Below are 17742 nucleotides of genomic sequence, written 5' to 3'. Positions count from 1 at the left end.
AGGACATGGAAAAGGGGATGAAGATGAACAAGCAAACCACGGCAATGACGGGCAAGACAGTGGCCAGGCGGCTGGCGGCATGGTGCGGCGCGCTGGGCGCGGCACTGTGGCTGGCAGGCTGTGCGGTGACGGATGTCGGCCGCGCGCCGGCGCTGGCCCGCGGCGAGACCATCGCGGTGCTGCCGATCGTGAACTACACCGAGACGCCGCAGGCCGGCCTGCGCGCCGAGGCGATTGCCGAGAGCCTGCTGAAGACCGGCGGCGTGGCCAGCCTGAAGCGTTATCCGGCCAGCCTGAACCCGGAAACGCTGTTCGAGCCGGCCGAGCGCGAAGCCGTGGGCAAGGCGCTGGAATGGGCGCGTGCCGAGAAGGCCCGCTACGCGCTGACCGGCGCGGTGCAGGAATGGCGCTACAAGGTGGGCGTGGACGGCGAGCCTGCGGTCGGCATCTCGCTGCAGCTGCTGGACGTGAACAGTGGTGAAGTGGTGTGGTCGGCCACCGGCAGCGACAGCGGCTGGAGCCGCGCCTCGCTGTCGGGCACCGCGCAGAAGCTGCTGCGTCGCCTGCTGGCGCCGCTGATGCAAGGCTGAGGCGGCGGCAAGCCACCAGGAAGAGGCTGCACACCGATGCGGCGATGCAATGGTTGAAGCAAGGGGATGAGCGTGGCCAATACGGCTGACAAGACATATCGCGCGCGGCAAGGACAGGGCATCGGCCTGGGTGGGCGCTATGCGCGCCTGCTGGCGCCGGCGGTCAGCGGGCGCGCGGCCGTGGTGGAACTGGTGGTGGCCATGCTGGCCGCAATGGGGCTGGCGTGGCTGGTGCTGCCGCAGAATCCGCTGCTGCTCGGCATGGGCTTTCCGTGGGCCTGGCTGCTGCCGGTGATCCTGGCGCTGCGCTATGGCACGCTGATCGGCGTGGGCAGCGTGCTGATGCTGCTGGGCGGCTGGTACTTCTACCAGCAGACCGGCGTGATGGCAGGGCCCTTCCCGCGCCTGTTCTTCCTCGGCGGGCTGCTGCTGGTGCTGGTGGCCGGACAGTTCGGCGATATCTGGGGCACGCGCCTGGCGCGCGCCCGCGCCGTGAACCGCTACCTGGACGAACGCCTGGCGGCGCTGACCAAGAACCACTACCTGCTGCGCATCTCGCATGAGCGGCTGGAAAACGACCTGCTGGCGCGGCCCACCACGCTGCGCGACACGCTGTCGCAGCTGCGCAGCGTGGCGCTGGACGAGGCCGCGCGCACCGGCCAGGTGCTGGCCGGTGCGCAGCCGATGCTGCAGGTGGTGGCGCAGGCCTGCCAGCTTGAGGCAGCCGCGCTCCATGCCTGCGATGGCGAGCACGTGGATGGCGTCCCGGTCGCCAGCATCGGCCCGGAATTCACGCTCGACACCACCGACCCGCTGGTGCGCCACTGCCTGGACACGCGCCAGCTGGCGCACCTGAGCGCCGACGGCCTGCAGCATGGCGCGCAGACGCGCTACGTGGCGGTGGCGCCGGTGCTGGCCGGCTCCGACCACCTGATCGGCCTGCTGGTGGTCGAGCGCATGCCGTTCCTGTCGCTGACCTACGAGAACCTGCAGATGCTGATGGTGCTGCTGGGCTACTACGCCGACGGCGTGGAGCACGCCGGCGCCACCCGCACCATCCAGGCGGCGCTGCCGGCCTGCCCATACCCGTTTGCGCTGGACTATGCGCGGCTGTCGCGGCTGCGGCGCGAGACCGGCATCGAAAGCTCGGTTGTGGCGCTGGTGTTCGACGCGGATCCGGAGCGCGATGCGCTGTTCGAGCAGGTGGTGCGCAGCCGGCGCGCGCTGGATGTGGCGTGGCCGGTGGTCAACGCCCATCACCGCGCGATGCTGACGCTGATGCCGCTGTCCGATGCGCAGGCGGTGGCGGCCTACCTGGTGCGCATCGAAGACATGCTGCGCGCGCAGTTCGGCACCGACTTCACCAGTGCGGGCATCGGCGTCTATACGCTGGCGGTGCCCGGCGCCGGCTCGGAAGACGCGCTGGTCAAGCTGCTGCGCCGGGCCCAGGTGGATGGCGCGATCGCGCCGGCCACGCTGCCGGCCGGGGAAGCGCCCCATGTTTAAGCTCGGCGCCAGCGGGCTCGTCGCCCAGATCGCCGCGCTGGCGCTGCTGGCGCGCGCCGGCAACAGCACCGCGCTGCTGCTGGCCTTCTTCGGCATGCAGGCGGTGGCCGCCGCGCTGACCGCGCTGCTGCTGTGGCGCCTGCTGCCGCGGCGCTTTCGCGTGCCGTTCGGATGGAGCTATGGCTTTCTCGCGCTGTTCTGCTTCTTCGTGCCGCTGGGCGGCGCGCTGGTGTGCCTGGGCAGCTACCTGTTCTCGAAGCTGTTCCCGCGGCGCGTGGACACCAGCGGCATCGGCACCGTGGGCTTGCCCGAGTTCGTCACGCACCTGATGTCGCGCGTCACCCACGGCGGCGGCGCGCGCCTGCGTGCGCAGCTGGGCAATGCGCGCGCGCCCCTGCCCGAGCGCATGACCGCGCTGGTGGCGATGCAGTCGATGCCGGCGCGCACCGCCAGCCCGGTGCTGCGCGAACTGCTGGCCGACAGCGTCGACGACGTGCGGCTGCTGGCCTACGGCATGCTGGACGGCGCCGAGAAGCAGCTGACCCAGCAGATCCTGGCCGAGCTGCCGCGGCTGGAGAGCGCCAACAGCGCCAGCGAGCGCGCCGAGATCAGCAAGCGGCTGGCAGACCTGTACTGGGAACTGATCTACCAGAACCTGGTGCAGGGCGACGTCTACCGCTACACCGCCAGCCAGGTCGAGCGCTACGCCAGCGCGGCGCTGCAGTACGACGACAGCAATGCCTCGCTGTGGTACATGCGCGGACGCCTGGCGCTGGCGCGCAATGCCCCGCGCGAGGCGCGTGAATGGCTGCAGCGCGCCGAATCCCTCGGCTTCGCGCGCGAACGCGTGCTGCCGCACCTGGCCGAGGCCGCCTACCTGGAACGCGACTATGCCGCGGTGCGCCAGCTGATGGCATCGTTTGACAGCCCCTCGCCGCTCCCGCTGGTGCGGCCCCTGCTGCGGTACTGGCAATCATGAGCAAGATCCTGGTAAAAGCGACGTCGGCCGACGTCATGTTGCTGCTCGAAGGCACCTTCCCGTATGTGAGCGGAGGGGTGTCGAGCTGGGTTAACCAGATGATCCGCGCGTTCCCGGACCTGCGCTTCGGCATCGTCTTTATCGGCAGCCGGCGCGAGGACTATGGCGACATGGCCTACCAGCTGCCGCCCAACGTGGTGCACCTGGAAACGCACTACCTGTACGACTTCCCGCCGCCGCCGCTGGTCCAGGGCAGCACCGGCGATGCCAAGGCGTTCGACGCCTCGGACCGCCTGCACGAGCTGCTGCGCGACCCGGGCCGCGAGGCCGAGGCCGGCGCCATGATGCGCGAGCTGATGCCGGCGCTGCGCGAGGGTGGGGCGCTGGGCGAGGACGCCTTCCTGTACAGCCGCCGCGCCTGGCAGACCATCACCGAGCAATACCGGCGCTTCTGCACGGACCCGTCGTTCACGGACTATTTCTGGACCGTGCGCATCATGCACAAGCCGCTGTGGCAGCTGGTGCGCATTGCCGACAACCTGATCCCGGCGCGCGTCTACCACACGGTTTCCACCGGCTATGCGGGCTTTCTCGGGGCGCTGCTGCGCCACCGCAACCAGCGCCCGCTGCTGGTGTCGGAGCACGGCATCTACACCAAGGAACGCAAGATCGACCTGTTCCAGAGCCAGTGGATCCGCGACAACCGCAATGTGTTCGAGCGCGACATCTCCCAGATCAGCTACTTCCGCGAACTGTGGGTGCGCTTCTTCGAGACCATCGGCCGGGTCTGCTACGACGCCGGCGACGACATCGTCGCGCTGTATGAGGGCAATCGCCGCCGCCAGGTGCAGGACGGCGCGCCTGAGGTGCGCACGCGCAGCATCCCCAATGGCATCGACCTGCCGCGCCTGGCGCCGCTGCGCGCCCGCCGCAAGCCGGGCGTGCCGCCGGTGCTGTGCCTGATTGGCCGGGTGGTGCCGATCAAGGACGTCAAGACCTTTATCCGCGCCATGCTGACGGTGGTGCGCGAGTACCCCGACGCCGAAGGCTGGATCGCCGGCCCCGAGGACGAGGATCCCGACTACGCGCGTGAATGCCGCAGCCTGGCCGAGAGCCTGGGCTTGGGCCAGAAGGTCAAGTTCCTGGGCTTCCAGCGCATCGACGCGCTGCTGCCGCAGGTGGGCGTGCTGGTGCTGAGCTCGATCAGCGAGGCGCTGCCGCTGGTGGTGCTGGAAGGCTTTGCCGCCGGCGTGCCGTGCGTGACCACCGACGTGGGCTCGTGCCGCGAGCTGCTGTTCGGCCTGCCCGGCGACGACGCCGCGCTGGGCTCGGCCGGCGAGGTGGTGCGCATTGCCGATCCCGCGGCCCTGGCCGCGGCGGCGCTCGGGCTGCTGCAGGACCCGGCGCGCTGGCAGGCGGCCCAGGCCGCCGGCGTGGCGCGCGTGGAGCGCTACTACACCCAGGACCGCATGGTGGGCAGCTACCGCGAACTGTATCAACGGCTGATGGCGCAGGCAGACGGCGCCGGGCATGGCGGACCTGAGCGGCAGGGCGGCGGCAACCCCGCGCGCTGCCCGGTCCACGGAGGAGCCTGAGCATGGCTGGCATTGGATTCGAGCTGCGCAAGATGCTGCGGCGGGACAACCTGTCGGGCATGCTGAGCGCCTACGCGTATGCCGGCATCATCAGCTCCGGGCCATGGATCCTGTCGATCGTCGGCATCCTGCTGATCGGCATGCTGAGCCTGCCCTTCGTGGTGCCGGGCTCGCTGATCACGCAGTTCCAGGTGTCGGTGACCTACCTGATCGCCGGCAGCCTGATCCTGACCGGGCCGATGCAGCTGGCGTTCACGCGCTTCACCTCGGATCGGTTGTTCGAGAAGCGCGACCACCTGGTCCTGAGCAACTACCACGCGGTGGCGCTGCTGGCGACGGTGCTGTCGGGCGGCATCGGCGTGGCGTGCGCGGTATTCAGCTTCGGCGAGCAGTCGGTGCTGTACCGGCTGCTGATGGTGGCGGGCTTCGTGGTGCTGAGCAATATCTGGATTGCCGCGATCTTCCTGTCGAGCATGAAGCAGTACAAGGCGATCGTGTGGACCTTCCTGCTGGGCTACGCGATCTCGGTCGGCGCCGCGCTGGTGCTGCGCGGCCACGGGCTGGAAGGGCTGCTGGGCGGTTTCGCCGCCGGCCAGCTGTGCCTGCTGACCGGCATGGTGACGCTGATCTACCGCAACTACACCAGCCGCCAGTTCATGTCGTTCGAGGTGTTCCAGCGCCGCCATGCCTACCCCAGCCTGGTGGCGATCGGCCTGCTCTACAACCTGGGCATCTGGATCGACAAGTTCATGTTCTGGTACGCGCCCTCCACCGGGCAGCAGGTGATCGGGCCGCTGCATGCGTCGATCATCTACGACATCCCGGTGTTCCTGGCCTACCTGGCAATCATCCCGGGCATGGCGGTGTTCCTGGTGCGCATCGAGACCGATTTCGTCGAGTACTACGACGCGTTCTACAACGCGGTGCGCGGCGGCAGCTCGCTCGAGCATATCGAGGACATGCGCAACACCATGGTCCAGACCATCCGGCTGGGTTTGTACGAGATCGTCAAGGTGCAGGCCATCGCCGCGCTGCTGCTGTTCGCGGTGGGCGTGTGGGTGCTGCGGCTGCTGGGCATTTCCGAGCTGTACCTGCCGCTGCTTTACGTGGACGTGATCGGCGCCAGCCTGCAGGTGGTGCTGCTGGGGGTGCTCAACATCTACTTCTACCTGGACCGCCGCCGCGAGGTGCTGCTGCTGACCGCGACCTTCGTGGTGCTGAACTTCGCGCTGACGCTGCTGACGCTGCACCTGGGGCCGGCCTGGTACGGCTACGGCTTTGCGGTGTCGCTGCTGGTGGTGGTGGCGCTGGCGCTGTACCTGCTGGACCGCAAGCTGGACCGGCTGGAGTACGAGACCTACATGCTGCAATAGGCCCTGCCGGGGCCGCGCCGGCCGGCTCCCCGGGCGGCGCGATGGCGGCAAGGATGATGCAGATCGAAAGACGATCGCGGAGGGATCGGCGCAGTTGCCGCCACCACCCCTCGTCGGGGCATCTCGACGGAAGGGCCTGCGATTGGGTAACATGGCGGCAGCCGGCGGGCTTCGGCCTGGCCCGTCGGATCAGATCGACGGCCGCGCCCCCTGGGGGTGAATATGAGGAATGACTTGCCGGCCGAGCCGTCGACATGCCGTGGCAGAGACCGCAGTTGCAGTCGGAAGCTGGCAGAAGGATGTAGAGGTATGCGAATTGCCTCCGTGGAGGATGATCCGGATCAGGCCGAACTGATCCGGCAGATATTGAGCGAAGCCGGCTTCGAGTGCGAGTCCTACGCCAACGGCGCGGATTTTCTGCGCGCGCTGCGCGAGCGCGCCTATGACCTGTTGCTGGTCGACTGGCAGTTGCCGGGCACCAGCGGCTATGAGCTGGTCAGCTGGGTGCGGCAGAAGTCCGGCAATATGCCGCCGATCCTGTTCGTCACCAGCCGCACCGCCGAATCCGACATCGTCGACGGCCTCACCGTGGGCGCCGACGACTACATGCTCAAGCCCATCCGCGCCGGCGAGCTGATCGCCCGCGTGCGTTCGCTGCTGCGCCGCGCCTACCCCGAGGCGGCGCAGGAAGTGGAGCTGATCCGGCGCGGCAACTACATCGTCGATACCCACGCGCGCACCATCACCGTCGGCGGCGAGCCGGCGCTGCTGTCCCCGCGAGAATATGAGCTGGCCCTGTTCCTGTTCCGCAATACCGGGCGCCTGCTGGCGCGCGAGGTGATGGAGCAGGCCGTCTGGGGCCGCGCCATGGGCGCGGGCTCGCGCACGCTGGATACGCATATCTCGCGGCTGCGCCTCAAGCTGGCGCTGCGCCCCGAGAACGGCGTGCGGCTGACCTCCGTGTACTCGCACGGCTATCGCTTTGAAGAGGCTTCCGCGGCAGATGTGGAGGCGGATGAGGCCGGGGCGGATGCGTAAGGTGATCGGTGGTGCCGCGCTGGCCCTGCTGGCCGGCATGGCGGTTCCGGCGCACGCCGGGCCCGCGGGCGCGGAAGGCGCCGATTTTATCTACCTGGTGGAGCCGGGCGATACGCTGATCGGCCTGGCCTCGCGCTACATGGCGTCCGAGCAGGGGTGGCGCACGCTGCAGCGCCTGAACGGCGTGGCCGATCCGTACCGGCTGGTGCCCGGCTCGCGCCTGCGCATCCCGCTCAGCCAGATTCCCGAGCAGGCCGCGTCGGCGCGTGTGGTCCATGTGGCCGGCGCGGTCCGCGCCAATGGCCGGCCGGTGCAGGCCGGCATGACGCTGGACGAAACCACGCGCATCGAGACCCCCGCGGGCGGCTCGGTCACGCTGGAGTTGCCGGACCGCAGCCGCGTCACGGTGCCGCCGGCCACCACGCTCTCGGTCAGCCGGCTGCGCATGTTCGCGCGCAGCGGCCTGACCGACACCGTGATCCGCATCGAGAAGGGTGCCGCCGATACGCGCGTGGCACCGCAGGGCGGCGGCGTCGGGCGCTTCGAGCTGCATACGCCGATGATGGTGACCGGCGTGCGCGGCACCCGCTACCGGGTCTCGGCCGACACGGCAGGAAGCCGCAGCGAGGTGCTGGAAGGGCGCGTCGGCGTCAGTGCGGCGCGGGGTGCCCGCGCCAGGCCGGCAGCAGAGCGTGCCATGACCGCGGCGGCTTCGGTCGGTGCCGGCTATGGCATCGGCGTGTCGGCCGGCGGCAAGCTGTCGCAGCCGGTGGCGCTGCTGCCGGCGCCGGCCCTGCTGCCCCCGGCCGATACCGTGCTGGGCCCGTCCTTCGAGGCCGCCTGGCAGCCGGTGCCGGGCGCCACCGCCTACCGCGTGCTGGTGGCGCGCGATGCGGCGCTGAGCGAACTGGTCTGGACCGGCACCGCCAGTGGCGCCACTGCCACGACCGCGCGCGTCGACGGCCTGCCCGAGGGCACGCTGTACCTGAGCGTCAGTGCCATCGACAAGCACCAGCTGACCGGCCATGACGCCCAGGCACCGGTGTCGGTGCGGCTGAACCCGCCGGCGCCGTTCACGCAGCAGCCTGCCGCCGATGCGGTGCGCTATGCCGAAGCCGTCGCCTTCGAATGGGCCACCGTGCCGAGCGCGGCGCGCTACGAACTGGCGCTGGCCGCCGATTCGGCCTTTACGCGCGACGCCGTGGTGCAGGCGGCCTCCGAGCCCGCCGCCACGCAAGCGCTGGTGCCGGGCCGCTGGTGGTGGCGCGTGCGCAGCGTCGATGCGGCGGGCCGGCCGGGCCCGTGGTCGGACGCGGTCCCGTTCAGCGTCGAACCCAAGCCGCCCGTGCCGACCCTGCAGGACGACGGCGGCGCGCTGCATATCGGCTGGCCCGAGGGCAGCGGCGCCGGCGCGGGCTACCGGGTCCAGGTGTCGGCCGATGCCGGCTTTGCCACACTGCTGGCCGACGAGCACACCACCACCAATGCCATTGACCTGCCGCGCCCCGCGCCCGGCGTCTATTTCATCCGCGTGGCACGTGCGGCGCCGGGGGTGACACCTGACCCGGCGGCGTTCTCCGCGCCGCAGCGCATTGAAGTCAATGCCCTCCTGCGCGACTCGCAGGGCGGCGCAATCGGGTCGGGCGACCGGCCGGACGGTGGTGGCCGCATCCGGCTCAACTGACGCGCCAGGCCCGGCGCCGGCCGCGCCCGGGCACGCTTTCGGGCAGCGCACGCTGATCGAATGGTGCCTGCTGCTTGCTGCCGTGCTGGCCCTGGTGGTGCTGGCCGCGCGCCAGGGCTGGGCCGAGCGCGCCGACCTGGCCGCCTACGACATCGCCATCAGCGCCCAGCACCATCCGGCCCGCGACGACATCGTCATCGTCGGCATCGATGACGCCAGCATCACCGCCATCGGCCGCTGGCCGTGGCGCCGCGCGGTGCTGGCGCAGCTGGTCGAGCGCATCGCCGCCGGCGGGCCGCGCGTGATCGGCGTGGACGTGATCCTGTCCGAGCGCGACACCCGCTATCCGCAAGACGACGCCGTGCTGGCCCGCAGCCTGGCCCGGGCCGGCAACGTGGTGCTGCCGGTGGTGGCCGAATCCGGCCCCGCCGGCATGCTGGTGCGCTACCCGCTGGCCGGGCTGGGCACCGCGGTGGGCCATATCAACATGGTGGTCGATACCGATGGCGTGGCGCGCCAGGTCTATCTGAGCGAAGGGCCCCATCCGGTGGCCGCCGCCGGCGTGCCGCACCTGGCCGCGGTGATGGCGGCGTTCGGTCGCGCCGCCGAGCCGCCCGGCATCGCGCGCCAGGAGCCGGCCCGGATCACCGAAGCCAACGGCTGGGAGCGCAGCGGCCGCCTGCGTATCCCGTATGCCGGCCCGCCCGGCACCTTTGCCCGCGTGTCAGCGCGCGACGTGCTGGATGGCCGCGCCAACCCCGCCATCTTTGCCGGCAAGGCCGTGCTGATCGGCGCGCTCGCCACCGGCATGGGCGACGTGCTGCCGACGCCGGTGTCGCGCGATGGCCGCGGCATGAGCGGGGTGGAGATCCTGGCCAATACCGTGCAGGCGCTGACCGACGGCGATGCGATTGTGGCGGTGCCGCGCGCGTGGCAGGTCGGCGGCACGCTGCTGGCGGTGCTGCTGGCCGCACTGGCCGCGCTGCGCCTGCCCCCGCGCGGCGCGCTGGTGGCCACCGGGCTGCTGCTGGCGGCCCTGCTGGGCGGCTCGCTGTTGCTGCTGGCGCTGGCGCGGCTATGGTTTGCACCCGCCGCCGCGGCGCTGGGCTGCGTGCTGTTCTACCCGCTGTGGAGCTGGTTGCGCCAGGAGGCGGCCCTGCGCTTCCTTACCGACGAACTGGCGCGGCTGGAACGCGAACCCGGCCTGATTGCCGCGCCGCGCCATACCGGCGCCACGCTCGACAGCCGCATGCGCGCCGTCTACAGCATGAGCGCGCAACTGCGCGGCACGCGCCGCTTCCTGTCCGATGGCCTGGAAAGCCTGCCCGATGCCACCGCGATCTGCGACCTGGATGGCGGCGTGATGCTGGCCAACCGGCGCTGCGTGGCGCTGGCGCCCGCGGTGCTGGACGGCGAGCCCGCTCATGCGCCGGGCGCGGCCGGGCCGCCGCGGGCCGCCATCCGCGCGCTGATCGAGGCAATCTTTCCCGCGCCGGCACCGGCCCTGGCGTACTGGCAGTCGCTGCACGACCGCCACGCCGGCGCCCGCATCGCTCCGGTCCCGGTTCCCGACGGCGGCATCGAGGTGGCCGGGCGCGGCGACCGCCGCTACCTGCTGCATGGCGCGCCGCTGCACGCCGAGGCCGGCGCCGTGGCCGGCCTGATCGTCAGCGTGATCGACATCACCGCGATCCGCATTGCCGAGCGCCAGCGCGAGCAGATGCTGCGCTTCCTGTCGCACGACATGCGCTCGCCGCAGGCATCGATCCTGGCCTTGATCGAGCTGCATGAGCGCCGCGCGCGGCGCGATGGGGCAGCCGCCGGCGACGTCGCCACGGACAGCGGCGTGCTGGCACGCATCGCCGCCCATGCACGCCGCACGATGACGCTGGCCGACGACTTCATCAGCGTGGCGCGCGCGGAGTCGAAGACCCTGGCGTTCATGGAAGTGGAATTGGGTGGCCTGGTGCTGGATGCGACGGACCAGCTCTGGGCGCTGGCCAAGGCCCGCGACGTGACGCTGCAGATCGACCTGCCTGACGAGCCCGCGGTGCTGCAGGGTGAACCGACGCTGCTGGCGCGCGCCATCGCCAACCTGGTCAGCAATGCGATCAAGTTCAGCCCGCAAGCGGGGACCGTGACGGTCTCGCTCACGCGTGAGCCGGGCAGCTTTGTCGTTGCCGTGCAGGACCATGGGCCGGGGATTGCCGAGGCCGACCAGGCACGATTGTTCGAACCGTTCGCGCGCTTGCATGAGGGGCAGCAGGGCGCGCCGGAAGGCACGGGTCTGGGGCTGGTGCTGGTGCGGGCCGTGGCCGAGCGGCATGGTGGCAAGGCCAGCGTGCGCAGTGCGGCTGGGGCGGGGGCGGTGTTCCGCATCGAATTGCCTGTGGCCTGAGCGGCACAGCAATGGCCGCAAGCCACGTTACGGCCGCCGACACAATTGTTGGCAGTCGCCACAGGCGGATTTGCGTAGCATCGTATCGCCGCTGGAGCCGCATCCGGCGGTCTTCGCGCCCACGCCAGCTCCCCCAATGGCCGTAACTGGCGTGGGCGGCTTTTTTGGGTGCCACTTGAACTCAGTACCCACCTTGCCCGGGCACCCACGCGGTCCCGGCAAGCGGCACCTGTGTCATCGCCGCCGCCTCGATGGTCAGTGCAACGAGGTCTTCGGGCTCCAGGTTATGCAGGTGCGACTTGCCACAGGCACGCGCGATGATCTGCGCTTCCATCGTCATGACCGACAAGTAGTTTGCCAGGCGCCGCCCGGCCTGTACCGGATCCAGGCGAGAAGCCAGTTCCGGATCCTGCGTGGTAATGCCTGCGGGATCCTTGCCCTCATGCCAGTCGTCGTAAGCCCCCGGAACGGTCCCGAGCTTGTGGTACTCGCCGGCATGGCGCGGGTCGTTGTCCCCCAGCGCGACCAGTGCAGCCGTGCCGATGGCAACGGCATCTGCTCCAAGGGCGAGGGCCTTGGCGACGTCCGCGCCGTTGCGAATGCCGCCCGAGACGATCAGCTGAACCTTGCGATGCATGCCCAGGTCCTGAAGCGCCTTCACCGCGGGCCGGATGGCCGCGAGGATGGGGATACCCACGTGCTCGATGAACACTTCCTGCGTCGCGGCGGTGCCACCCTGCATGCCATCGAGCACCACCACATCGGCGCCGGCTTTGACCGCCAGGGCCACGTCATAGTAGGGGCGGGTGGCGCCAACCTTGACGTAGATGGGTTTCTCCCGGTCGGTAATTTCCCGCAGTTCGAGGATCTTGATCTCGAGGTCGTCGGGGCCGGTCCAGTCCGGATGCCGGCATGCCGAGCGTTGATCGATGCCTTCGGGAAGGCATCGCATCCTTGCCACGCGCGCGCTGATCTTCTGTCCCAGCAGCATGCCGCCGCCACCGGGTTTCGCGCCCTGTCCGATCACGACTTCGATGGCGTCAGCCTTGCGCAGGTCGTCGGGGTTCATGCCGTAGCGTGAGGGCAGGTACTGGTACACCAGCGTCTGCGACTGGCCGCGCTCCTCCGGTGTCATGCCTCCGTCGCCCGTCGTCGTGCTCGTGCCGGCGATGGTGGCGCCGCGTCCCAGTGCCTCCTTGGCCTGGGCGGACAGCGCGCCGAAGCTCATGCCGGCAATGGTGACCGGCGTCTTCAGGTGAATCGGCTTTTTGGCGTAGCGCGTTCCCAGGACGACGTCGGTTCCGCACTTCTCCCGGTAGCCTTCCAGCGGATAGCGGCTGACCGAGGCGCCCAGGAACAGCAAGTCATCGAAATGCGGCAGCTTGCGCTTGGCGCCGCCGCCACGGATATCGTAGATGCCGGTGGCCGCGGCGCGCCGGATTTCGGCCAGGGTAGCCGGGTCGAACGTCGCGGAATAGCGCGGTGGAGTCTGGGTGGAACTTGATGCCAGGTCCTGCAGTTGGGTCGGGGCATTCATATCAATAGGCTCCTGCGTTATCGACATGGAAGTTGTAGAGCGTGCGGGCAGACCCGTACAGCTTGAACGACGACGGGTCGACATCCACATGGCCGGCGCGGTGGAGCAGGCCGGCCAGCACCACGCGTTCGCGCGGGCCCATGGTCTTCTCTTCGCAATCGGCGCCCAGGCTCTTCACCTTGCCACGCACATAGATGGCGGCTTCGTAGAGCGAGTCGCCCAGCGCTTCGCCGGCGTCGCCGAGCACCACCAGGTTGCCCGCTTGCGCCATGAACGCCGAGAAGCTGCCGACGGAACCGCCGACGACGATATCGGCGCCCTTCAGCGAAATCGCGCAACGCAGGCCGGCATCGCCGTCGATCACCAGCAGCCCGCCGTGGGCAGTGGCGCCTGCGGCGTTGGAGGCGAAGCCCTTGACGTGGACCTTGCCGCTCATCATGTTCTCGGCGACGCCGGTTCCGGCGCTGCCGTTGATGGTCACGGTGGCGCCTTGATTCATCCCGGCGGCGTAGTAGCCGGCATGGCCTTCGATGACCACGTCGACAGGCGCATTCAATCCGGCGGCGATCGCGTGCGCGCCGTTCGGGTTGTCGATCTGCACGCGCAAGCCGCCTTGCGCAGGCACGTCCTTGTGCAGGTACTGGTTGACTTCGCGCAGCGGCGTGACCGCGAGGTCAAACTTCACGCTTTCCATACGTACATCTCCTCGGGTGCTGGTTCGAAAACATGGGCGTGCCTGACGCCGGGCAGGTGGGCCAGCGAGCGGAATTCCGACGCGATGGCGACGTAGTCGTCGGTTTCGGCCACTACCGCGGGCTTGCAGGCGAAGGGGTCGCGGATCAGCGCCAGTTCCGTGGGCGTTCCCATCAGGAAGGTGTAGAAGCCATCCAGGACATCAAAGCCTGCCTGCAGCGCCTGCTCTAGCGTGTCGCCTTCGCGCAGCCGCCATTCCAGGAAACGCGTTGCCGCCTCGGTGTCGTTGTCGGTGTCGAAGTGGATGCCATGGGGCGCCAGCATGCGCCGGATGCCGTTGGGATTCGACAGGGAGCCGTTATGCACCAGGCAAAAGTCCTCGCCGGCGGTGAACGGGTGTGCGCGATCGGGCGTGACGGCAGATTCGGTGGCCATGCGGGTATGGCCGACGAGGTGGCTGCCCTGGAGTTCGGCGAAGCGGTAACGGGCTGCCACTTCAGCCGGGGTGCCGATGTCCTTGTAGAGGTCGATGCTGCGGCCCGTCGAGAACACATGCAGCTTGGGGTCGTTCGCGGCGATCCAGTCCTTGACGCGCTCTGGCCCGCCGCGGAAGGTCACGATGCCATGGTTCCCCTGTGCCTGCACGGTTGCGTGCACGTCGAGGGCCGCATTCAATGCGTCGGCCAGGCGATTCCAGTCATAGCGTTCGCCGTCATCGGTGTAGCCGGCATAGACGCTGATCTTCCTGTGGCGTTCTTCCACAGGCGCCGAGAACACCGCCAATCCCGCTGAATCCGGGCCGCGCTCGGTCATGCCGATCAGCATGGGCACCATCAGCTCGCCAAGCTTTTCCCGCAGCGAAGATGTCTTGACTAACAATGCAACAATTCCGCACATAGCGTGATTCCTTCTTCAAAAGAATTCCAGGTACTGCTTCACTTCCCAGTCCGAGACATGCCGTTGATATTCGAGCCACTCCATGCGCTTGAGCTTCAGGAACTCTTGCGCAACGGGTCCCAGTGCCTCGGTTATCAGCGCATCGGCTTCGAGGGCATCCAGCGCGCTGCCAAGGTTCTGGGGTAGCAGGCCGATGCCGGCTTCGGCCAGCTGCGCCTCGCTCCACTCATAGAGATTGGTGTTGCGCGGTGCGCCGGGATCGAGCTTCCGGTCGATGCCGTCAAGCCCCGCCGCAATCACGGCCGCTGTGGCGAGATACGGGTTGGCGGCGCCATCGGGCAGCCGCAGTTCCAGCCGGCCCTTGGGGATGCGGATCATGCTCGAGCGATTGTTGTCGCCATAGCTGATATACGCGGGAGCCCAGGTGGCGCCGGTGAGGGAACGGCCCACCACGAGCCGCTTGTAGGAATTGACGGTGGGCGCGCAAAGCGCCGTGAGCGCCGGCGCATGGGCCAGCAGCCCGCCAAGGAAGTGATAGGCCAGCTGGGACAGGTCCAGCCCGCGCGGGTCGCTCTTGTCAGCAAACAGGTTGCGCTGGCCATCGCCGATCGACATGTGCATATGCATGCCGTTGCCGGGGCGGTTTGCAAACGGCTTCGGCATGAAGGAGCACACCATGCCCAGCTCGTTGGCGATTTCCGATGCCGCCATCTTGAAGAAGATGAAATGGTCGCAAGACGTCAGGCAGTCGGTGAAGGTGTAATTCAGTTCGAATTGCCCGTTGGCGTCTTCATGGTCGATCTGGTAGACATCGATTCCCGCGGCGCGCAGTCCGTTGGACAGACGCTCCAGGAAAGTACGCGTGCGCGACAGCCCCTTGTAGTCGTAGCAAGGCTTGGCCAGCGTATCGCTCGGGTCGCACGGACCGATGCCGCCTTTGTCGTCACGGCGCAGCAGCGAAAACTCAGGCTCGAGGCCGGTATAAAGCGTGTAGCCACCTTGCGAGAGCCTGGCGATCTGCCGCTTCAGGACGACCCGGCTGTCGTACTGCCATGGCGCACCATCGACATGCCCTTCGCATACGATCCGGGCCAGGCCCGGCTGCCATGGCACCAGCCCGATGGTGTCGAGATCCCCGCGAGCCATGAAGTCCGGGCCATGCGGTTCAATGCCGACGCCCCAGATGGCAAAGCCGGCAAAGCCCGCACCCTCTGCCAGGACCGAGCCAAGATGCGCCACTGGCACCGATTTGGCCTTGGCGACGCCGTGGATATCGACGAACTGCGCGAGGACGTAGCTGACGCCGCGCGCCAGCAGATAGTCTTGAGCGTCTTCGACGGTGTTGAACCGCGGAGCCGGGGTCAGCGCCCCGGCTGGCGCCGCAAGATGCGCACTCAACTCTGACTTCATGGATCGGCTCCTTCCGACTTTGGAATGCGCCTCGCAGCGCCAGGCGCATGACTTGCTCACTGGGACGCAAATCTGCGATGATTCCTGTGGAGCAACAAATGTGCCCATCATGAATCATCCTCCTGGTGCGTCAATGACTGAGAGACCCACATGAAGACCCATGCCGAGCCCCCTTTTGAAGCCCAAGTGCCCCACATTGAGGAATCGGTGGGCATGGTCATTCGCGAACTGCGGCTGCGGGAAAGGCTGACGATTGCCCAGGTCGCGGAACAGGCAGGCCTGAGCCGCGGGATGCTGTCGAAGATCGAGACCGGCAGCACCATGGCCGGCATGGATACGCTTGCCCGTATCGCCCGCGCGCTGGGCGTGCCAATGGCGGTGCTGTTCAGCAAGTACGATGGCGCGTCGGCTGCCGCGCAGCATGTCAGGCATGGAGCGGGGATGGAGGTGGTGCGGCGCGGCACCAGGAGCGGTCATACCTATCATCTGCTGGCCTATGACCAGGGCCCCGTGAAAGCCTTTGAGCCGTTCCTGATCACGATCGAGGACGACACCGAGCGCTACCCGACCTTCCAGCACCCCGGCACCGAATTCCTGTACATGCTGGAGGGCGTGGTCGAGTATCGCTGCGGACAGCAAACCTATACGCTCGAACCCGGCGATGCCCTGACCTTCGCCGGCGAGATACCGCATGGCCCGGTAGGCCTGACCAGGTGTCCGATCAGGTTCCTGTCCATCACCATCTATCCGCGACAAGGGGAGTGATGGTGCCCTGCGACCCGGATCGGCAGCACTGCAAACGCGGGGCTCAGGACACCGCGCCGAGACCGTACTTGCCAGTCAGCAGCGCACCATTGCGGAAGCGCTCCAGGGAATAGGGGGCGATGTCAATCTCGGACTCGATGCCCAGCGCTGCCTGGGCCAGCACGCGTCCGACCGCGGGAGCCAGCTTGAAGCCGTGGCCCGAGAAGCCGTAACCCACCACGAGACCCGGTACCTCGGGCAGACACCCGAGCACCGGGTTCCAGTCGGGCGTCACGTCGTAGACGCCGGTCCAGGACGAAGCAATCCCGGCGTCCGCATAGGTGGGGAAGCGCTCGGCGACTTGCGCGCCGACTTCGACCATGTAATTCATGCTGATGTCGCCTTGCTCGTTGTCCGGCGACGACAGCGTCTCACCGACGGTGCCCTCGCTGACCAGCATCTGCCTGCCGCCGTAACTGCGGCAATACAGCATGCCGGGAGAGCCGAGGTCCTTGTACACCGGCATCTGGAACGTATAGGGCGATGCCGCTTCCAGTGCCAGCACGGCATGGCGCTCGGGGACGACCGGGCTGGCGATGCCGGTCCAGCGCTCGATTTCGGTCGCCCAGATATTCTGGGTGCTGATGACGGTGCCGGCGAGGAAGGTTCCTCGCGAGGTTTCAACGCCGGCGACTTTGCCGCCGTCGAGCAACAACCGTTCGACTCCGACGCCTTCGAGGATCCTGACCCCGAGGCGGCGTGCCGCCCGCGCAAAGCCGGTGGCGACCAGGTAAGCGTCGGCAAAGCCGGCTTCCGGCTCGTAGCCGATCAGCGCAGCGTCGTCGAAGCGGGCAATCGGAAGCAGGCTTTGCGCTTCCTTTGCATCGAGCAGCCGCACTTCGATCCCCTGTGCCTGCTGGGCTTCCAGCGAGGCACGCAGCGGGGACAGCCTGGGACCATCCGGCGCGGCGATCAGGTAGCCGCACTTGACCATGCCCGCGGAGGCCTCTTCGTCGCCCAGGTAAGCGGCAAAGTCGTTGAACACCTGCCACGACGCTTGCGCCAGCCGGACGTTCTCGATGACCGAGTAGTGCGTCCGCAGAATGCCGCTGGATTGGGAGGTGGTTCCTGTACCGATCTGCATGCGCTCGAGCACGAGCACGTTAGTGCAGCCCTGGCGGGCGAGATGGCAGGCGACGGAACTGCCGATCACGCCGGCTCCGATAACGATCGCGTCGTAGCTTTGCATGGAGATTTCCTGGTGGGATCAGAACTGGATGCAAGCCTAGGAGCGACGG

14 protein-coding genes are annotated in these 17742 nt (G+C 68.4%); 9 read left to right on the top strand and 5 right to left on the bottom strand.

What is annotated here, in order from left to right:
• Positions 1–23 precede the first annotated feature (23 nt).
• From AC3WQZ_RS25685 to AC3WQZ_RS25650, 8 genes are all read left to right on the top strand, one after another.
• Positions 24–590 carry a penicillin-binding protein activator LpoB gene (locus tag AC3WQZ_RS25685; RefSeq protein WP_340530739.1) on the top strand — a complete coding sequence of 189 codons (567 nt, stop codon included), beginning with the start codon at positions 24–26 and terminating at the stop codon, positions 588–590.
• Between the two features lie 66 nt (positions 591–656).
• A complete protein-coding gene (locus AC3WQZ_RS25680) occupies positions 657–2096 on the top strand; it encodes a PelD GGDEF domain-containing protein (protein WP_010810935.1) in 1440 nt (479 codons plus the stop codon).
• Positions 2089–3075, top strand: coding sequence for a tetratricopeptide repeat protein (locus tag AC3WQZ_RS25675; protein ID WP_010810936.1), 987 nt, complete (start codon positions 2089–2091; stop codon positions 3073–3075). The genes AC3WQZ_RS25680 and AC3WQZ_RS25675 overlap by 8 nt, the downstream gene beginning before the upstream one ends.
• Complete coding sequence (gene pelF / locus AC3WQZ_RS25670; protein WP_010810937.1) at positions 3072–4670, top strand: GT4 family glycosyltransferase PelF; 1599 nt, start codon at positions 3072–3074, stop codon at positions 4668–4670. The genes AC3WQZ_RS25675 and pelF overlap by 4 nt, the downstream gene beginning before the upstream one ends.
• Before the next feature lie 2 nt (positions 4671–4672).
• Complete coding sequence (gene pelG, locus AC3WQZ_RS25665) at positions 4673–6043, top strand: exopolysaccharide Pel transporter PelG (RefSeq protein ID WP_010810938.1); 1371 nt, start codon at positions 4673–4675, stop codon at positions 6041–6043.
• A 309-nt stretch (positions 6044–6352) separates the two neighbouring features.
• The gene (locus AC3WQZ_RS25660; protein ID WP_010810939.1) at positions 6353–7081 is read left to right on the top strand and encodes a response regulator transcription factor; all 729 of its coding nucleotides are present in this window, start codon (positions 6353–6355) and stop codon (positions 7079–7081) included.
• Positions 7074–8765, top strand: a complete 1692-nt coding sequence (locus AC3WQZ_RS25655) for a FecR family protein (protein WP_454751049.1) — start codon at positions 7074–7076, stop codon at positions 8763–8765. Before AC3WQZ_RS25660 ends, AC3WQZ_RS25655 begins: the two co-directional genes overlap by 8 nt.
• Positions 8740–11163 (top strand): CHASE2 domain-containing protein, encoded by a 2424-nt coding sequence (locus AC3WQZ_RS25650; protein WP_492301477.1) that lies wholly within the window; start codon positions 8740–8742, stop codon positions 11161–11163. Before AC3WQZ_RS25655 ends, AC3WQZ_RS25650 begins: the two co-directional genes overlap by 26 nt.
• 181 nt (positions 11164–11344) lie before the next feature.
• On the opposite strand, the gene AC3WQZ_RS25645 is transcribed toward AC3WQZ_RS25650, so the two are convergent.
• The 4 genes from AC3WQZ_RS25645 to glnT are packed head-to-tail and all read right to left on the bottom strand — an operon-like array spanning position 11345 to position 15700.
• Positions 11345–12700 (bottom strand): FMN-binding glutamate synthase family protein, encoded by a 1356-nt coding sequence (locus AC3WQZ_RS25645; RefSeq protein ID WP_492301476.1) that lies wholly within the window; start codon positions 12698–12700, stop codon positions 11345–11347.
• Between the two features lies 1 nt (position 12701).
• Positions 12702–13394, bottom strand: coding sequence for a GltB/FmdC/FwdC-like GXGXG domain-containing protein (locus tag AC3WQZ_RS25640; RefSeq protein WP_010810943.1), 693 nt, complete (start codon positions 13392–13394; stop codon positions 12702–12704).
• Positions 13382–14290, bottom strand: a complete 909-nt coding sequence (locus tag AC3WQZ_RS25635; protein WP_010810944.1) for a class II glutamine amidotransferase domain-containing protein — start codon at positions 14288–14290, stop codon at positions 13382–13384. Before AC3WQZ_RS25635 ends, AC3WQZ_RS25640 begins: the two co-directional genes overlap by 13 nt.
• A 15-nt stretch (positions 14291–14305) precedes the next feature.
• Positions 14306–15700, bottom strand: coding sequence for a type III glutamate--ammonia ligase (gene glnT, locus AC3WQZ_RS25630; protein WP_492294139.1), 1395 nt, complete (start codon positions 15698–15700; stop codon positions 14306–14308).
• 150 nt (positions 15701–15850) lie between these two features.
• Here glnT and AC3WQZ_RS25625 point away from each other — a divergent pair, with 150 nt between their 5' ends.
• On the top strand, positions 15851–16465 hold the full coding sequence (locus AC3WQZ_RS25625) for a helix-turn-helix domain-containing protein (protein ID WP_439669367.1): 615 nt from the start codon (positions 15851–15853) through the stop codon (positions 16463–16465).
• A gap of 43 nt (positions 16466–16508) precedes the next feature.
• Here the strand turns inward: AC3WQZ_RS25625 and AC3WQZ_RS25620 are convergent, their stop codons facing one another.
• Positions 16509–17693 carry an NAD(P)/FAD-dependent oxidoreductase gene (locus AC3WQZ_RS25620; RefSeq protein ID WP_439669366.1) on the bottom strand — a complete coding sequence of 395 codons (1185 nt, stop codon included), beginning with the start codon at positions 17691–17693 and terminating at the stop codon, positions 16509–16511.
• Between the last annotated feature and the right edge of the window lie 49 nt (positions 17694–17742).

The sequence above is a fragment of the Cupriavidus sp. FW305-26 genome (assembly GCF_058787975.1).
This window is presented reverse-complemented; position numbering and strand designations above follow the sequence as displayed.